Annotated in this window: 21 protein-coding genes; all 21 read left to right on the plus strand. The window is 70.7% G+C overall.

Translation table 11 applies throughout. The features are described from left to right. Positions 1-77 precede the first annotated feature (77 nt). The 21 genes from ACRYCC_RS26060 (at position 78) to ACRYCC_RS26160 (ending at position 12,931) form a co-directional block, all read left to right on the plus strand. Positions 78-284 carry a hypothetical protein gene (locus ACRYCC_RS26060; protein ID WP_433816261.1) on the plus strand — a complete coding sequence of 69 codons (207 nt, stop codon included), beginning with the start codon at positions 78-80 and terminating at the stop codon, positions 282-284. Beyond that, a complete protein-coding gene (locus ACRYCC_RS26065; RefSeq protein WP_433816263.1) occupies positions 281-565 on the plus strand; it encodes a hypothetical protein in 285 nt (94 codons plus the stop codon). Before ACRYCC_RS26060 ends, ACRYCC_RS26065 begins: the two co-directional genes overlap by 4 nt. Further along, a complete protein-coding gene (locus tag ACRYCC_RS26070) occupies positions 558-1,193 on the plus strand; it encodes a hypothetical protein (protein ID WP_433816265.1) in 636 nt (211 codons plus the stop codon). Before ACRYCC_RS26065 ends, ACRYCC_RS26070 begins: the two co-directional genes overlap by 8 nt. Next, positions 1,190-1,657, plus strand: a complete 468-nt coding sequence (locus tag ACRYCC_RS26075) for an ASCH domain-containing protein (protein ID WP_433816266.1) — start codon at positions 1,190-1,192, stop codon at positions 1,655-1,657. Before ACRYCC_RS26070 ends, ACRYCC_RS26075 begins: the two co-directional genes overlap by 4 nt. Next, the gene (locus ACRYCC_RS26080; RefSeq protein ID WP_433816268.1) at positions 1,654-1,887 is read left to right on the plus strand and encodes a hypothetical protein; all 234 of its coding nucleotides are present in this window, start codon (positions 1,654-1,656) and stop codon (positions 1,885-1,887) included. Before ACRYCC_RS26075 ends, ACRYCC_RS26080 begins: the two co-directional genes overlap by 4 nt. Beyond that, entirely contained in the window at positions 1,884-2,681 is a 798-nt protein-coding gene (locus ACRYCC_RS26085) for a hypothetical protein (protein WP_433816270.1), read from the plus strand. The genes ACRYCC_RS26080 and ACRYCC_RS26085 overlap by 4 nt, the downstream gene beginning before the upstream one ends. After that, on the plus strand, positions 2,675-4,513 hold the full coding sequence (locus ACRYCC_RS26090) for a DNA cytosine methyltransferase (RefSeq protein WP_433816271.1): 1,839 nt from the start codon (positions 2,675-2,677) through the stop codon (positions 4,511-4,513). Before ACRYCC_RS26085 ends, ACRYCC_RS26090 begins: the two co-directional genes overlap by 7 nt. Beyond that, positions 4,513-4,746 (plus strand): helix-turn-helix domain-containing protein, encoded by a 234-nt coding sequence (locus ACRYCC_RS26095; RefSeq protein WP_433816272.1) that lies wholly within the window; start codon positions 4,513-4,515, stop codon positions 4,744-4,746. The genes ACRYCC_RS26090 and ACRYCC_RS26095 overlap by 1 nt, the downstream gene beginning before the upstream one ends. Beyond that, positions 4,743-5,120, plus strand: coding sequence for a YfdP family phage-associated protein (locus ACRYCC_RS26100; protein ID WP_433816274.1), 378 nt, complete (start codon positions 4,743-4,745; stop codon positions 5,118-5,120). The genes ACRYCC_RS26095 and ACRYCC_RS26100 overlap by 4 nt, the downstream gene beginning before the upstream one ends. Then, positions 5,117-5,977: a DUF2303 family protein gene (locus ACRYCC_RS26105; protein ID WP_433816276.1), complete on the plus strand. Its 861-nt coding sequence runs from the start codon at positions 5,117-5,119 to the stop codon at positions 5,975-5,977. Before ACRYCC_RS26100 ends, ACRYCC_RS26105 begins: the two co-directional genes overlap by 4 nt. Next, on the plus strand, positions 5,977-6,279 hold the full coding sequence (locus ACRYCC_RS26110) for a hypothetical protein (RefSeq protein WP_433816278.1): 303 nt from the start codon (positions 5,977-5,979) through the stop codon (positions 6,277-6,279). Before ACRYCC_RS26105 ends, ACRYCC_RS26110 begins: the two co-directional genes overlap by 1 nt. After that, complete coding sequence (locus ACRYCC_RS26115) at positions 6,276-6,557, plus strand: helix-turn-helix domain-containing protein (RefSeq protein WP_433816280.1); 282 nt, start codon at positions 6,276-6,278, stop codon at positions 6,555-6,557. Before ACRYCC_RS26110 ends, ACRYCC_RS26115 begins: the two co-directional genes overlap by 4 nt. Next, positions 6,550-6,711 (plus strand): hypothetical protein, encoded by a 162-nt coding sequence (locus ACRYCC_RS26120; RefSeq protein ID WP_433816281.1) that lies wholly within the window; start codon positions 6,550-6,552, stop codon positions 6,709-6,711. The genes ACRYCC_RS26115 and ACRYCC_RS26120 overlap by 8 nt, the downstream gene beginning before the upstream one ends. 131 nt (positions 6,712-6,842) lie before the next feature. Next, positions 6,843-7,091: a hypothetical protein gene (locus tag ACRYCC_RS26125; protein WP_433816283.1), complete on the plus strand. Its 249-nt coding sequence runs from the start codon at positions 6,843-6,845 to the stop codon at positions 7,089-7,091. Next, positions 7,088-7,588 carry a hypothetical protein gene (locus ACRYCC_RS26130; protein ID WP_433816284.1) on the plus strand — a complete coding sequence of 167 codons (501 nt, stop codon included), beginning with the start codon at positions 7,088-7,090 and terminating at the stop codon, positions 7,586-7,588. Before ACRYCC_RS26125 ends, ACRYCC_RS26130 begins: the two co-directional genes overlap by 4 nt. Beyond that, positions 7,585-8,214, plus strand: a complete 630-nt coding sequence (locus ACRYCC_RS26135) for a hypothetical protein (protein ID WP_433816286.1) — start codon at positions 7,585-7,587, stop codon at positions 8,212-8,214. Before ACRYCC_RS26130 ends, ACRYCC_RS26135 begins: the two co-directional genes overlap by 4 nt. A gap of 217 nt (positions 8,215-8,431) precedes the next feature. Further along, the gene (locus ACRYCC_RS26140; RefSeq protein WP_433816288.1) at positions 8,432-9,814 is read left to right on the plus strand and encodes an AAA family ATPase; all 1,383 of its coding nucleotides are present in this window, start codon (positions 8,432-8,434) and stop codon (positions 9,812-9,814) included. Positions 9,815-10,817: 1,003 nt separating this feature from the next. Next, the gene (locus ACRYCC_RS26145) at positions 10,818-11,129 is read left to right on the plus strand and encodes a hypothetical protein (RefSeq protein ID WP_433816289.1); all 312 of its coding nucleotides are present in this window, start codon (positions 10,818-10,820) and stop codon (positions 11,127-11,129) included. Further along, the gene (locus ACRYCC_RS26150) at positions 11,129-11,893 is read left to right on the plus strand and encodes a PHD finger domain-containing protein (RefSeq protein WP_433816290.1); all 765 of its coding nucleotides are present in this window, start codon (positions 11,129-11,131) and stop codon (positions 11,891-11,893) included. Before ACRYCC_RS26145 ends, ACRYCC_RS26150 begins: the two co-directional genes overlap by 1 nt. Continuing rightward, positions 11,890-12,417 (plus strand): hypothetical protein, encoded by a 528-nt coding sequence (locus ACRYCC_RS26155; RefSeq protein ID WP_433816291.1) that lies wholly within the window; start codon positions 11,890-11,892, stop codon positions 12,415-12,417. The genes ACRYCC_RS26150 and ACRYCC_RS26155 overlap by 4 nt, the downstream gene beginning before the upstream one ends. Before the next feature lie 76 nt (positions 12,418-12,493). Next, positions 12,494-12,931, plus strand: a complete 438-nt coding sequence (locus ACRYCC_RS26160) for a hypothetical protein (protein ID WP_433816293.1) — start codon at positions 12,494-12,496, stop codon at positions 12,929-12,931. The last annotated feature ends 80 nt before the right edge of the window (positions 12,932-13,011 follow it).

Below are 13,011 nucleotides of genomic sequence, written 5' to 3' on the forward strand. Positions count from 1 at the left end.
ATCGTCATGGCCGTCGCCATCACCGGCATCTGCCAGCTCGGCACCGTCCACACCGGCACACGAAGGGACGCCGAGCGATGACCGTACGGCTCGTCCTCATCGGCGCCGCGCTGAGCGCCGTCATCGTCCTGGCCGCGTGGCTGATCGACCGGTACCTCCTCGGCCCGGCGATCGACCGCGCCACGTGCTGGGAGTCCACCGGCCAGCACGAAGACACCGGCCAGCACGACGACGGCACGCCCGTCCGGTGGACCCACCTCGACAGCAAAGGACACACGCCGTGAACGACCTTCTCATCTACGGCGCGCTGGCCGTCGGGCTGATCCTCAGTGGCATCGGGCTCGTGGTGACCGCCAGCTGGTGGCTCAACCCCGACCGCCGGACCCCCGAGCCGCTGCCGGTGCCCACCGTCACCGAGCTCGCGCAGGAGATGCACGCGGCCGACGTGGCCGCCTGGGACGAACGGGCTGGTACTCCGCCGCCGGCCAGCAGCCGCCACTACCTCCGCCACGCGCACATCGCGCACGGCCACATCACCGGTCGGGCGGTGACCCGCCGTGGCTGACGCCCTCTTTGATCTCGACCCCGGCCAGAGCCCGGCGTACCTCGAAGTCTTCGTCATGGACGACCGGCCCGACGGCAACCCCGACTGCTACTTCGCCTGCAACATCTGCGAACGCCGACTGGACGACGGGCCGTGCCCCGACCACGCACCGCTGAACGTCCCCGGCCTGCAACTCGTCGAGTGCGACGCCCAGCCCCGCCACCCCCACGTGTGGATGGTGGCCTCGGAGGCGTACGACCCGCCCTGCATGTATTGCGCCTACGAGCTGCAGCAGGGCCGTATAGACGAGCTGACCCGGTGCCGCCACTGGGGATGGCGGCGCTCACGCCTCTTCGGCCGTGTGGCCAGCCGCGCCTACGGGCTCGGCGTCGTCACCGGCTACGGCACCTCGTTCGGCGGCGGACCCTACGCCCACCACGGCTGCGTCCACGGCTTCCACTGGCGTGGCCGGCGCCCTTACATCCTCGGCTGGGAGCGGTGGAAGTGGAACTGCCTGTTCCGCCAACGCCACTGGCCGGGTGTGTTCATCGGGATGGAGTGCTGCGCAAAGTGCGCGCCGTGCCCTGAATGCGGCTCCACCACGACCTGCTTCTACGGGACGTGCGACAACCCGGCGGTGACCCGATGAGGGCACTGTCGGTACGCCCGCCCTGGTCGGCCGCCATCGCCCACTTCGGCAAGACGGTGGAGAACCGCACCTGGTACACCCGCCACCGCGGACCCCTTGCGATCCACGCCAGCGCCATGCTCGACGGCGGCCGCGAACGCAGCGACCACATCTTCGAACGAGTCGCTGACCTGTCCGGCCTGCCCGACGCCGTGATCCGGGAAGCCGCGCAGGTCCGCAGCGCGATCGTTGCTGTGGCCCGCCTCACCACCGTCTGCTCCGCGTCCCTGCCGGTTGAGGCCGGCTTCCCGCTGCGGTGCCCGTGCGGGCCGTGGGCGGTCGCGGGCCAGCGCCATTTCCGGCTCGCGGATGTCCGGCCGCTGGTTGAGCCTGTCCCGGCGCGAGGTGCGCTCGGGCTCTGGGACCTGCCGGACGAGGTGGAGGCGGCCGTGCTCGCCCAGCTCCGGACGGGGGCCGCCCGATGATGCCCGACACCTACGTGCGGACGCCCGGCGCGTCCATGTTCGTCGACCCGCACTACGACCCGGCCTACGACCCGCACTACCTGCACTACGACCCCCGCGACCCGGCCCCGGCCCCGGCCCGCCGCCAGGTCTGGGCGCAGCGCACCGTAGCCGCTCTCTCCCTCGTCACCAAGTACGCCGTCGTCACCACGGTCGCGACGGTCATCGTCCAACTCCGAGGTGTCGTGTGACCCACACCCATGCCCGCGCTGCCGGTGAGCGGACCCCCGTCGCCACCGCAGCGCGCCTGGCCGACCTGCCCCCGGGGTCGGCCACCCCGCCCTCACCCACCCCCCCGGGTGAGGGCGGGCCCCGCACGCGCACCGGCCTCGCGGACGGTGCGTCGGCCGGAACCGCTCCAGGGGTGGGGACGGAACCGGCCGACCGGCTCGGGGAGCGGGAGGGGAAGCCCGCCCCCGAGCTGGTCACCACCGACGGCCCCCGGGTGATCGGCTGGGACCTCTCCATCGCCGCCACCGGCACCGCCAGCCCCGCCGGCGACCTCCACACCATCCCCACCAAGACCGAAGACGGCGACCGGCGACTCCTCACCATCGAGCAGTACCTCATCGACTCCGCCGTCCCCCTCGGCCGCAACGCAGCCGACCTGGCCGTGCTCGAGGACCTGCCGAGGAACGCCAACGCGGCCGGCGTCACCGGCATGGTCCACGGGATCGCCCGCCGGATCCTCCTGGAAGCCGGCATCCCGTACGTCCTGGTCGTCCCGGCGACGCTGAAGCTGTACGCCACCGGCAACGGGCACGCCACCAAGGCCGACATGCGCATGGCCCTCTACCAGCGGACGGGGATCGACGAGCGCGACGACAACCGGGTCGACGCGTACTGGCTTCGCTGCATGGGCCTCGACTGGCTCGGCGCCGCCCCGGTGGTGCTCCCGAAAGCACAGCGGGAAGCGATGCTCCGCGCCGCGAAGAAGGGCAACTGGCCCGCTGACGTCACCACCACACAGGAGACGTCGTGCTGACCCTCTACGACGAGTTCGCCGGAGCCGGCGGCAGCACCGAAGGAGCCTCCAGCGTCCCCGGCGTCCAGCCCATCCAGGCCGCCAACCACAACAAGCTCGCCCTCGAAACCCACGGCCGCAACCACCCAGGCGTCGACCACATCCTCGGCGACGTCCTCGAGATGCGCATCACCCGCTTCGCCCGCGCCGACATCTTCTGGGCGTCCCCGGCATGCCCCCCATGGACCGACGCCCGCGGGAAGAAACGCGACTTCGACAAGTCCACCTACCAGGCCCTCGACGGAATGCCTGACGACGGCGCCACACCCGACGAGCAGACCATGCGCGCCCGCAAGCTCATGGAGGAGATCCCCCGCTACCTGGGGCACTGGGCTCTGCGCGGCAAGCCCATCCTGGCCGGCGTCGTGGAAAACGTCATCCAGTGCCGCAAGTGGGCCGAGTGGCACCGCTGGCTCGGCGAGATCCGCGCCCTCGGATACGAGACCCGCGTCATCGCCTTCAACTCCATGCACGCCCGGCCCCCGAACTCCCCGCGGGCCCCTCAGAGTCGCGACCGCCTTTACGTCGCCTACTGGCTGACCAAGCTCGGCCGCCGCCCCGACTTCGATAAGTGGCTGCGCCCGGCCGCGTACTGCCCGAGCTGCGACCAGGTGATCAACGCGATCCAGGTGTTCAAGCGCGCCGGAGTCGACATGGGCCGGTACGGCAAGCACGGCCAGTACGTCTACAAATGCCCCCACCACTCCTGCCGCGGCCGCATCGTCGAACCGGGGACCATCCCGGCGCTGATGGCCATCGACTGGAGCCTCCCCGGCACCCCGATCGGGGAGCGTGAGCAGCACGGCTTGGAGCCGCTCGCTCCCAACACCCTCGACCGGGTGCGGGCCGGCCTGAAGAAGTACGCCATCCCCGTGCTCGCCCCTGCCGGCGGCACCTGGCGTGAGTCCGCGACGCCGGTGGATGAGCCGATGCCCACCAGGACCACCCGCGAGAACGACGGCGTGGCCGTCCCCATGGTGCCCATCCCCATCACCGTCGAAGCCGCCGGGCACACCTTCGAGCGGCGGCCCGGGGTGCGCACGAGGTCGATCACCGACCCGGTCACGACCCAGACCACAACGGCGACCAAGGCCCTGGCCGTACCGCCGCTGATGGTGCCCGTCGAGGGCCGCCCCGGGAAGACGGCCACCGCGGCGACCGACCCGATGCGGACCCAGACCGCCCGCAACGAGACCGGCATGGCGTACCTGCCGTTCGTCGTGCCGATGCGCGGCGGCGGCGACAAGGAGAAGGCCCGCGACGTCGTCCAGCCCCTCCACACCGTCACGGCCGGCGGCAACCACCACGGGCTCGCGCTCCCCGAGCCGCTTATCGACGCCGCGATGATCGTCCGCCACAACTCCAGCCGAGGCGACGGCGGTGAGATGTCCAGCCCGATCTGGGAGCCGCTCCGGACGCTGACCAGCAAGGGACACCAGTCGCTGGTCAGCTGGGCCGATCTGCTGGTGCCGTACTACACCAACGGCACCACCCGGCCGGCCACCGAGCCGGTCGGCACCTTGTCGACCAAGGACCGGTACGCGTTGCTGTCCAGCGGCAGCGCACTGGCCTCGAGCGGCGACATCGACCTGGACGAGGTGCGGTTCCGGATGTTGGAGCCGCACGAGATCCAGCGCGCCATGGCGTTCCCCGACGACTACGTCATCTGCGGCAGCGCGAAGCGGGATCGGGTCCGGCAGCTGGGCAACGCGGTGACCCCGCCGGTGGCCGAGCTCATCGTGTCCGCGCTCGTGGAGTGCATCACGGGTGAGCCGCTCGAGGTGGCCTCCTGATGCAGCTGCACCCGATCGTTGCGGAGCTCTCGCGCATCCGGCACCGCCAAGGCTCAAGCATGCGGGCCGCCGGCGGCCTGGCCGGCCTCAGCAAGGAGACCGTTTTCCGCTGGGAGAACGGCCAACGGATCCCCCAGTTGGACAGCCTCACCGCCTACGCCGACTCCCTCGGCTACGAACTCGCCCTCCGCCCCAAGACCCCAGCAACAGAGAAGGAGCACAACGCACCATGACCGATACCCCCGAGGACACCGACGCCGGGCAGCAGGTACGCCCGTTCGCCGCCGTCTTCACCGAGATCAACGGCGGCCGCGTCGCCGCCGAAGCCAGCCGCGGACTCCAGGAACTCGCCGCCTCCGTGGCCGACCTGCGCCGCAAAGGCAAGGTCGTCATCACCCTCGAGCTGTCCCCCCGCAAGGGCTCCGAGAACGCCCTCAACATCGCCGCGTCCGTGGTCACCACCCTGCCCAAGCCCGAACCGGCCGAGGACGTGTTCTTCGCCGGCCGCGGCGGTGTCCTCACCCGCGACGACCCCAGCCAGCCCGAGATCCCGAACATCCGCGAAGTCCCCAGCCCCCACCAGACCAAGGAAGTCCGCCAGGTATGAGCACCCCACTCACCGCCGAACTCGCCGGCACCCGCACCGAGAACGACGCCGTCATCGAGGCGGCCATCGCCCAGGTCGAACCGCACACCCTGACCGACGGCGAGATCTACGGGTACAAGCTGCCGGGTCGTGTCGAGGTGATCGACCTCGACACCGAGGTGTACGCCAACCGCCGAGAGAGGCCCCGCCGTAAGACGGGCACGGTCGTCGTCCGCAACGTCGCCTCCTTCGCCGAGTACTTCGGCAAGCACTCCGACGAGGACACCGAGGTCTACGCCGACCTCGACGCCGGCACCGTGCTCGCCGTCCTCAACGCCCACCAGCCGAACGGCGACGCGCCCCGCTGGGAAGACCACCGGCTGCGCCTCCAGCTCACCCCGACCCTGCCGTGGAGGCGGTGGATCGAGAAGGACCGCAACATGCTCCCGCAGGTCACGTTCGCCGACTTCATCGACGAGAACCTCGTGGACATCGACAAGGTGCCGGTCCCGGCCGCCGAGATGCTGCAGGTGGCCACGACGTTCCAGGCCAACACCAAGGGCAGCTACACCTCGAAGATCAACCCGTCGAGCGGTGCGCGCAGCCTGATCTTCGAGGAGGACACGACCGCCTCCAGCGGCAGCGGGAAGCAGACGATCCCCGTCCCGGACAAGTTCGCAGTGCTCCTGGCTCCGTTCGACGACGTGGACCTGTACCGGATGGAGGCCCGCCTCAGGTACCGGATCGAGAGCAGCGGCCTGAAGCTCGGGTTCTTCCTGGACCGGCCGGACGACGTGTTCCGTGCGGCGGTGCAGCAGATCGTGGACCAGGTCGCGGAGGCGACCGAGGCGGTCATCATGCGCGGTGCGCCCGCCTGATGACCCAGCAGCAGCGCAACGACGACGCACCCCGGGCGGCCAGCACGGCCGCCCGGGCCCCCGCCGATGCCGATGACGGGCAGCATGACTGCGCCGCATCCGGCTGCCGCACCCGCCTCCCCGCCCGCATCCTCATGTGCCGCACACACTGGAAGCGGGTGCCTACCGGCATCCAGTCCGAGGTCTACCGCCACTACCGGCGCGGCCAGACCGCGGCCACCGCCAGCCCCGCCTACCTCGCGGCCCTCGACGCCGCGGTGGCGGCCGTCGGCACGAGCGGGCCACCGCGGCGGCGCCGATGAGCATGCATCCCCTCGAGCTCGCCTTCGGACGCCGCCTGGCCGCGATCCGAGCCGTACGCAGGATCTCCCTCCGCGCCCTCGCGCAGCAGTCCGGGGTCAGCCACAACGCCATCGCCACCGTCGAACGCGGCCAGCACAGCATCAGCATGGGCAAGGCCGCCGCCCTGGCCGAGGCGCTTGGCTGGTCCCTGTTCGACTTCCTGGGCGACGGGCCGGGCGGCCCGCTTGATGAGATCCGTGACGGCCAGCCAGCGGACGGCGGTGGCGCCCGTGGTTAAGCGCAGCCAGGCTCCGATCCACCTCGCCCCCGAGGACGCCCGCGCTCTCGTCCCTCTCCTGAAGGCCGGTCTCCGCGGACTCGACAGCTCCCGGTGGCGCCCCGGCCAGCAGGCCGAGTACCTCGTCGTGCCCATCGTCCTGGCCGTCAGCTGAAGCAGCCCGGCAGCTGCGTCTCGACGACCTGATGGTCGAGCTCGCCGCCGCCCGGTCCAAGCGCGACCCGCTCGCCGGCCGCGACCTTTCGCACATCACTCGCGCCGCCGCCTACTACCAGGAGACCGGCTATGGGTACTGACCAGGCGCCCAACGCGGCCACGGCTACGAACGCAGAGCTGGCCGCCCACGCCCGCCAGCTCGCCGACGAGCACCCCGGCGACTCCCTGCCCCGTAAGGCCGCGCTGTGCGTCGCCGTCTGCCTGCAGTCGACCACGACAACCGACGCAGCCCGCCGGATCCTGCCCCAGATCCGGATCCGCACCGTCCGGGACGCCGCCACCGAACTCTTCGACCGCCTCACCACGGCGACGCCATGATCGCGACCACTGAACAGCACATCATCGTGGTGACCGGCAGCCGGAACCACCGCGATCACAACCTCATCGGCACCGAGCTCAACCTCGCCACCGAGCAGACCACCGCCACCGAGATCGTTATCCGGCACGGCGACTGCCCGGCCACCCCCGGCGGCCCGCCCGGCGCCGACCAGATCACCGCTGAATGGTGCGAGGACCAAGCCGAATGGTTCGAGCGCGCGGGCCGCCTCCTCATCGTCGAGCCCATGCCCGCCGACTGGGACAACTGCGGACCCGACTGCCCGCCCGGCCCGCACCGCCGCCACAAGAAGCCCGGCGACGTCCACCACCCCGGCGAGCTCGACACCTACTGCCCCAAGGCAGGCCCCCGCCGCAACGCCCAACTGCTGATCGGCGCGCACCGCTGCATCGGCTTCCCCCTCGGCGCGTCGTACGGCACCCACAACTGCATGCGCCTCGCCCGCGCCGCCGGCATCCCCGTACGGAGGGTCCGATGAGATACGAGATCCGCCCCCTCGGCCACTGGACCGACCCCGTCACCGACCCCCGCCGTGGCGCCACCGCCTTCCGTGCCAGCTGGCCCGACACCCTCAAGCTCCTCGAGCGCGAGACCGAGCACCTCGGCGCCACCACGGTCGTCATCCAGGTCGACGCGGACGCCACCGACATCCGCCGCGACGGCATGCTCCGCGCCCGCGCCCGAGTCGGCCACCCCGGCGTCGTCGTCTCCTTCCAGTCCGCCCACGGGCCGCTCCGGTACGCCACCGATGCCTACGAGGACGCCTACTGGAGCACCTCCCTGACCGGCTGGCAGGCCAACGTCCGCGCCATCGCCCTGGCCCTCGAGGCGCTGCGCGCCGTCGACCGGTACGGCGTCACCCGCAGAGGCGAGCAATACCGCGGCTGGGCCGCACTCCCCGCCGGCCCGGCCCCCGCCTTCACCAACGCCGACGAAGCTCTGCGCTGGATGAAGGAGAAAGCCCACCTCCCCGCCGACACCGACCCCGCGAAGCTCTACCGGACCCTCGCCCGCCGCTACCACCCGGACGCCGGCGGCGACCCCGAGGACTGGGCGCGGCTCTCCGCCGCCCACGAGCTGCTCGACGAAGCGGGCCTCCGATGAACGGCCCCCGCTGCGGCTGGTGCTACCAGCCCACCGCCACCACCCTCCTGGTCGCCCGCCGCAGCGGCGAACACCGCGCCGCCCACACCTGCCCCGACGACCTCCGAACAGCCCGCTCATGGGCAGCACGAGCAGGACCCGTACACCAGACCCCCACCAGCCACCCACAGGAGACCCACACCCTCTTCTGAACCACACCAGCACCAAGGGACACGGGTTGACCACCACCACCGGCCTGCCGCCCCACGACATCGCGGCAGAACAGACCGTCCTCGGTGCCCTCATGGAAGGCACCGAACTCACCCGCGTCCGACAGTCCCTCCCAGACCCCGACGCCTTCTTCCGCCCAGCACACCAAACCATCTACGCCGCCATCTGCTACCTCGCAGACCACGGCGCACCCACCGACCCCATCACCGTCAAAGACGCCCTCGAACGCTCCGGCCAACTCGTCCGCTGCGGAGGCGCTCCCTACCTCTTCGAGCTCTACCAAGCAGCCAGCCACAACCCCGCCTGGCACGCCGCGATCATCACCCGCCACCACCAACACCGCACCCTCCTCGCAGCGTTCGAACGCGCCCGCCAAGCCCTCGACCACGCCGCCGAACCCGACCAGTTCAACGACGCCCTCGACCAAGCCCGCACCGCACTCGACCACGCCACCCCCGCCACCGGCCCCGCCGGCGCAGACCTCCCCGACCCGATCCTCGCCCTCTACCAACCGCTCGACTGGAAAGAGGTCTTCGCCGCCAACCCCGAAGGCGCCGACTGGCTCATCGAGCCCTTCATCGAACGCGGCCGCTCCGTCGCCATCTACTCCCCACCCAAGGCCGGCAAGAGCCTGCTCACCCTCGAATTCGCCGCCGCCGTCGCCACCGGCCAACCCGTCCTCGGCAACCCATCCACCGACCCCGCATCAGTGCTGTACGTCGACATCGAGAACTCCTCCGCCGACATCGGCGAACGACTCACCAGCCTCGGCTACGGGCCCGCTGATCTCGACAACCTGCACTACTACTCCTTCCCGAACCTCCCAGCACTCGACTCCGCCACCGGCGGCCAGCACCTGATCGCCCTGGCCAAGCACCACCAGCCCGACCTCGTCGTCATCGACACCGTCTCCCGGGTCATCGAAGGGTCCGAGAACGACGCCGACACCTTCGCCCAGCTCTACCGGCACGCCCTCGCACCGCTCAAAGGCCTCGGGATCGCCGTCATCCGCCTCGACCACTCCGGCAAGAACCTGGAGAAAGGCCAACGTGGCAGCTCGGCGAAGAACGCCGACGTCGACGCCGTCTGGCTACTGGTCAAGCAGACCGAGACCGCGTTCTACCTGCGCCGCGAGATGACCCGCACCAACCACGGGGTGCCGCTCATCGAGTTGCGCCGCCACGCCGACCCGCTGCGCCACGAGATGGTCGCCGCCGGGTCCGGGCTGCCCCCGAAGATCGCCCAGTTGATCGAGTACATGGACGAGCTGGACGTGCCCACCGACGCCGGCCGGGACGTCGTCCGCATCGAGCTCGCCGAAGCCGGGGTCCGGGCCTCCAACAACGACATCTCCCACGCCATCCGGATCCGGAAGGAGCGTGGCTGGTGACCACGCACCGAACCGGACAAAGAAGCACAAGCGACCTGTCCGCAGACATCCGAGAGTGCCGCAAGAAACCGCAGGTCAGCGCGTCGGACCTGTCCCGGACAGGTCCCCGCCGCACACCCCTGAAATACCCCCCACCCCACACGTATCCGCACGTCACACCTGTCCTGAAAATCGCGGACAGGCGGGAGATCACATGACCACCGCAGAAGACCCCTGGTCAACGCTCTTCGAGGATTGGAAACTCCCCGGGGGTATCGCAAGATCCACAACCTGTCCGGAAGCCCACCAAGATCAACAACAAAACCCCAGCTCAGACCTGTCCCGGACAGACCCCGGACAGCCCGGACAGGCCGCCCCCGTGCCGCTCCACCCCGGGCTGTCCCCGTCCCCCCGTCCCTATGAAATAGGGACGGGGACAGTCCGGACAGCACCTGTCCCGGACACCACAGCCGACGACACCCACTGGGAAAAAGTCCACCCCAAGATCAAAACCATCCTCACCACCTGCAAACCACGCTGCCTCACCTGCCACCAACCCGAAGGCCGCGGCACCTGCACCCCACGCTGCGCCACCATCTGCGCCTGCTCCATCAAGGAGAAGCCCCCCAAGAGCAACGGCCGCCGAGCACGCACCCGACGCACCGCAGACGTCTGCCTCGTCCGCACACGAGCCCAAGCCGAACTCGTCATCGGCCGAGACGGCTACCGCAAACTCATCGTCCGCGAATGCCCCCACTGCCTGGCAGCCCACATCCACACCGCCCACCCCGAAGCCAGCCCCTACCGCCGCTCCGGCTGCGGCCAGCCCTACGTCCTGGAAATCGCATGACCCCGGCCGGCACAGAACGCATAGCCGCCGCAACGGGCTGGTGGCTCTGCCCGAACCTGCCGCCCTGCCCGCATTCCGGTGTCGTCCACGACATCGAGGACCTCGACGACACACGCCCGAGGTGCTGCGTCGAGGGATGCGACTGCGGCGCCACCACCACACGAAAGGACGATCATGGCTGAGCCCTTCACCGAATGGGTGATCTTGGAACTCCTCGGACACCGGCGCCTGGCCGGGTACCTCACCGAGGCCACGATCGCCGGGCACTCCTACCTGCGCCTGGACATCCCCGACGGCGATCCCACGAACACCACGACCCCGCTGGCGACCCAGTACTACGCCCCGACCTCGGTGTACGCGATCCACCCGACGAGCGAGGACATCGCGCGGAAGGTCGCGGCGCGGAGTGAGCCGGCGCCGGTGCGGCGGTGGGAGCTGGAGCCGCCGGTGCGCGTCGAGCTCGACGCTGAAGATGGGCCGTTCTGATGCCTGAGCCCCTGCCCGACCGCGTCGCCACCTACGCCGGGCGCTTCATCGACTGGCTTCGCCGAGCCTGGCAGATCGCCACCATCCCGGAGCGCGAGCGCTGCTCGGCGTGCTCCCGCCGCGGCGTAGTCCACGAGACGATCACCGAGACCGGCGAAGCAGGCATCACCCGCCGGTGGGTGACGCGCTACTGCACCGTTTGCCTTCGCCGTGCCGAGGAGGAGCCGTCCTGCGACAGGTGTGGGCGCCCGTTTTGGCCGGCCTTCCCGCACGCCGGATGTGACCCGGCCGCAGCCGAGGCCGACCTGCACATCTTCCCCTGGCGCTGCCCGATGTGCGTCGGCGGCCTCGTGCTCGGCCCGGACGGGGAGGCGGTCGAGAGGTGCCTGCACTGCGCCGGGAGCGGCCTCACGAACGACCCCTGCGGGCCGGCCGAGCTCGCACCGCGGCCGCCCGGCGTGATGCGGACGGCCTGCGCCGACTGCGCCCTGCGGCCCGGCTCACCCGAGCTGGAGAACGCCGGCGTCGTGCTGCCGTACGAGGAGCCGTTCTTCTGCCACCAGGGCGTGTACGTCAGCGCGTCCGGCCGGTACGAACCGGTCGCGACCTTCAGGGGGCTGCCGCTCGGCCTGATGGTGTGCGCGGGCTGGTGGGCCATGCGCACGGAGCAGGCGATGCCAACCAAGCCGTACCGGGAGGTCCCGATCACCGAAGACGAGGTCGCCAAGCGGTGGGGGCCGAAGCCCGCGGGAGAGCCGACATGAGCGACCTGCGCGAACAGCTCGACACCCTCAGCCAGATCACCAAGGACCTCGACGGCTACCTGGAGCGTCGCGCGGCCGAGCTCGCCCAGCCGCTGATCGACAAGGCGAATGCCGCAGCGGCCGAGCGGGTCCGGGAGGCGGAGGCCGAGGTGACGCGCCAGACGGACCTCGTCACCGAACTGCGCCGCCAGATCGCCCCCGCCGACCGGTACCGCCAGCGCGTCGAGGACGCCGAGCAGCGCGCCGAAGCAGCCGAAACCGCACTCGCCGCACAGATCGACCGGGGCGCCCAGCTAGAGGCCAGGGTCGAGCGGTTCAAGAAACAGCGCGCCGGATGGAGCGGCATCTCGGACCTGCGCGCCGAGGCCAATGAGTACGAGGCCGAGCGCGACCGGCTCCGAGCGCGGCTCACCGGCGCCGCCATCCACGCCAACCGGCTCGCGAACAGCATCTGGCCCGACACACCCGCCTGGGCCGCCCTCACCGACCTACGCGCAGCCCTCGACCAGACCGAGGGGACCTGATGGACAACCACGCCCTCACCTGCCCGATCTGCGAACGCCGCTTCGATCACGTCCACCTCGACCAGGAAGGACAGACGTGAACGACCCCACCCTCAGCCAACTCGCCGCCTCCGGGCGCGAGATCTGGCCCGAACGGCTCACGCTCAACCACACCGCACTCGTGCTCAGCAAGGTCGCCGGCGACATCGCAGGACTCGCACGCGACAACGCCGAAAACCCCAGCGGCATCAACCCCGACGACCTCATGCGCGAACTCGGGAACCTGCTGCTCACCACCAGCCGGGCCATCAAAGACCTCAGGCTCAACCCCGGGCGATGCGTCCTTGTCGCGGAGACGGCACAACGGAAGTACGCCCTGCGGCTGCTCCGGGAGCGGGAAGGGGAGGGCGCCTGCTCCGGGTGCGCCTGCTCGCTTGCTGGATGCCGGGAGGGCGGCGGGCACTGCTGCGACGCCTGCCAGCACCACCAGCCACGGCCCAGCCACCAGACCGACGACGACGGAACCCAACGATGACCGAAGTGATCGCGCCAAACCCGTACAACCTGTACGCCGTACGGCCCCTCACCCACGCCCGGGTGAGGGGCCTTACGGGT

The sequence above is a fragment of the Actinomadura scrupuli genome (genome assembly GCF_050971785.1).
In the GTDB taxonomy this organism is placed as follows: domain Bacteria; phylum Actinomycetota; class Actinomycetes; order Streptosporangiales; family Streptosporangiaceae; genus Actinomadura_E; species Actinomadura_E scrupuli.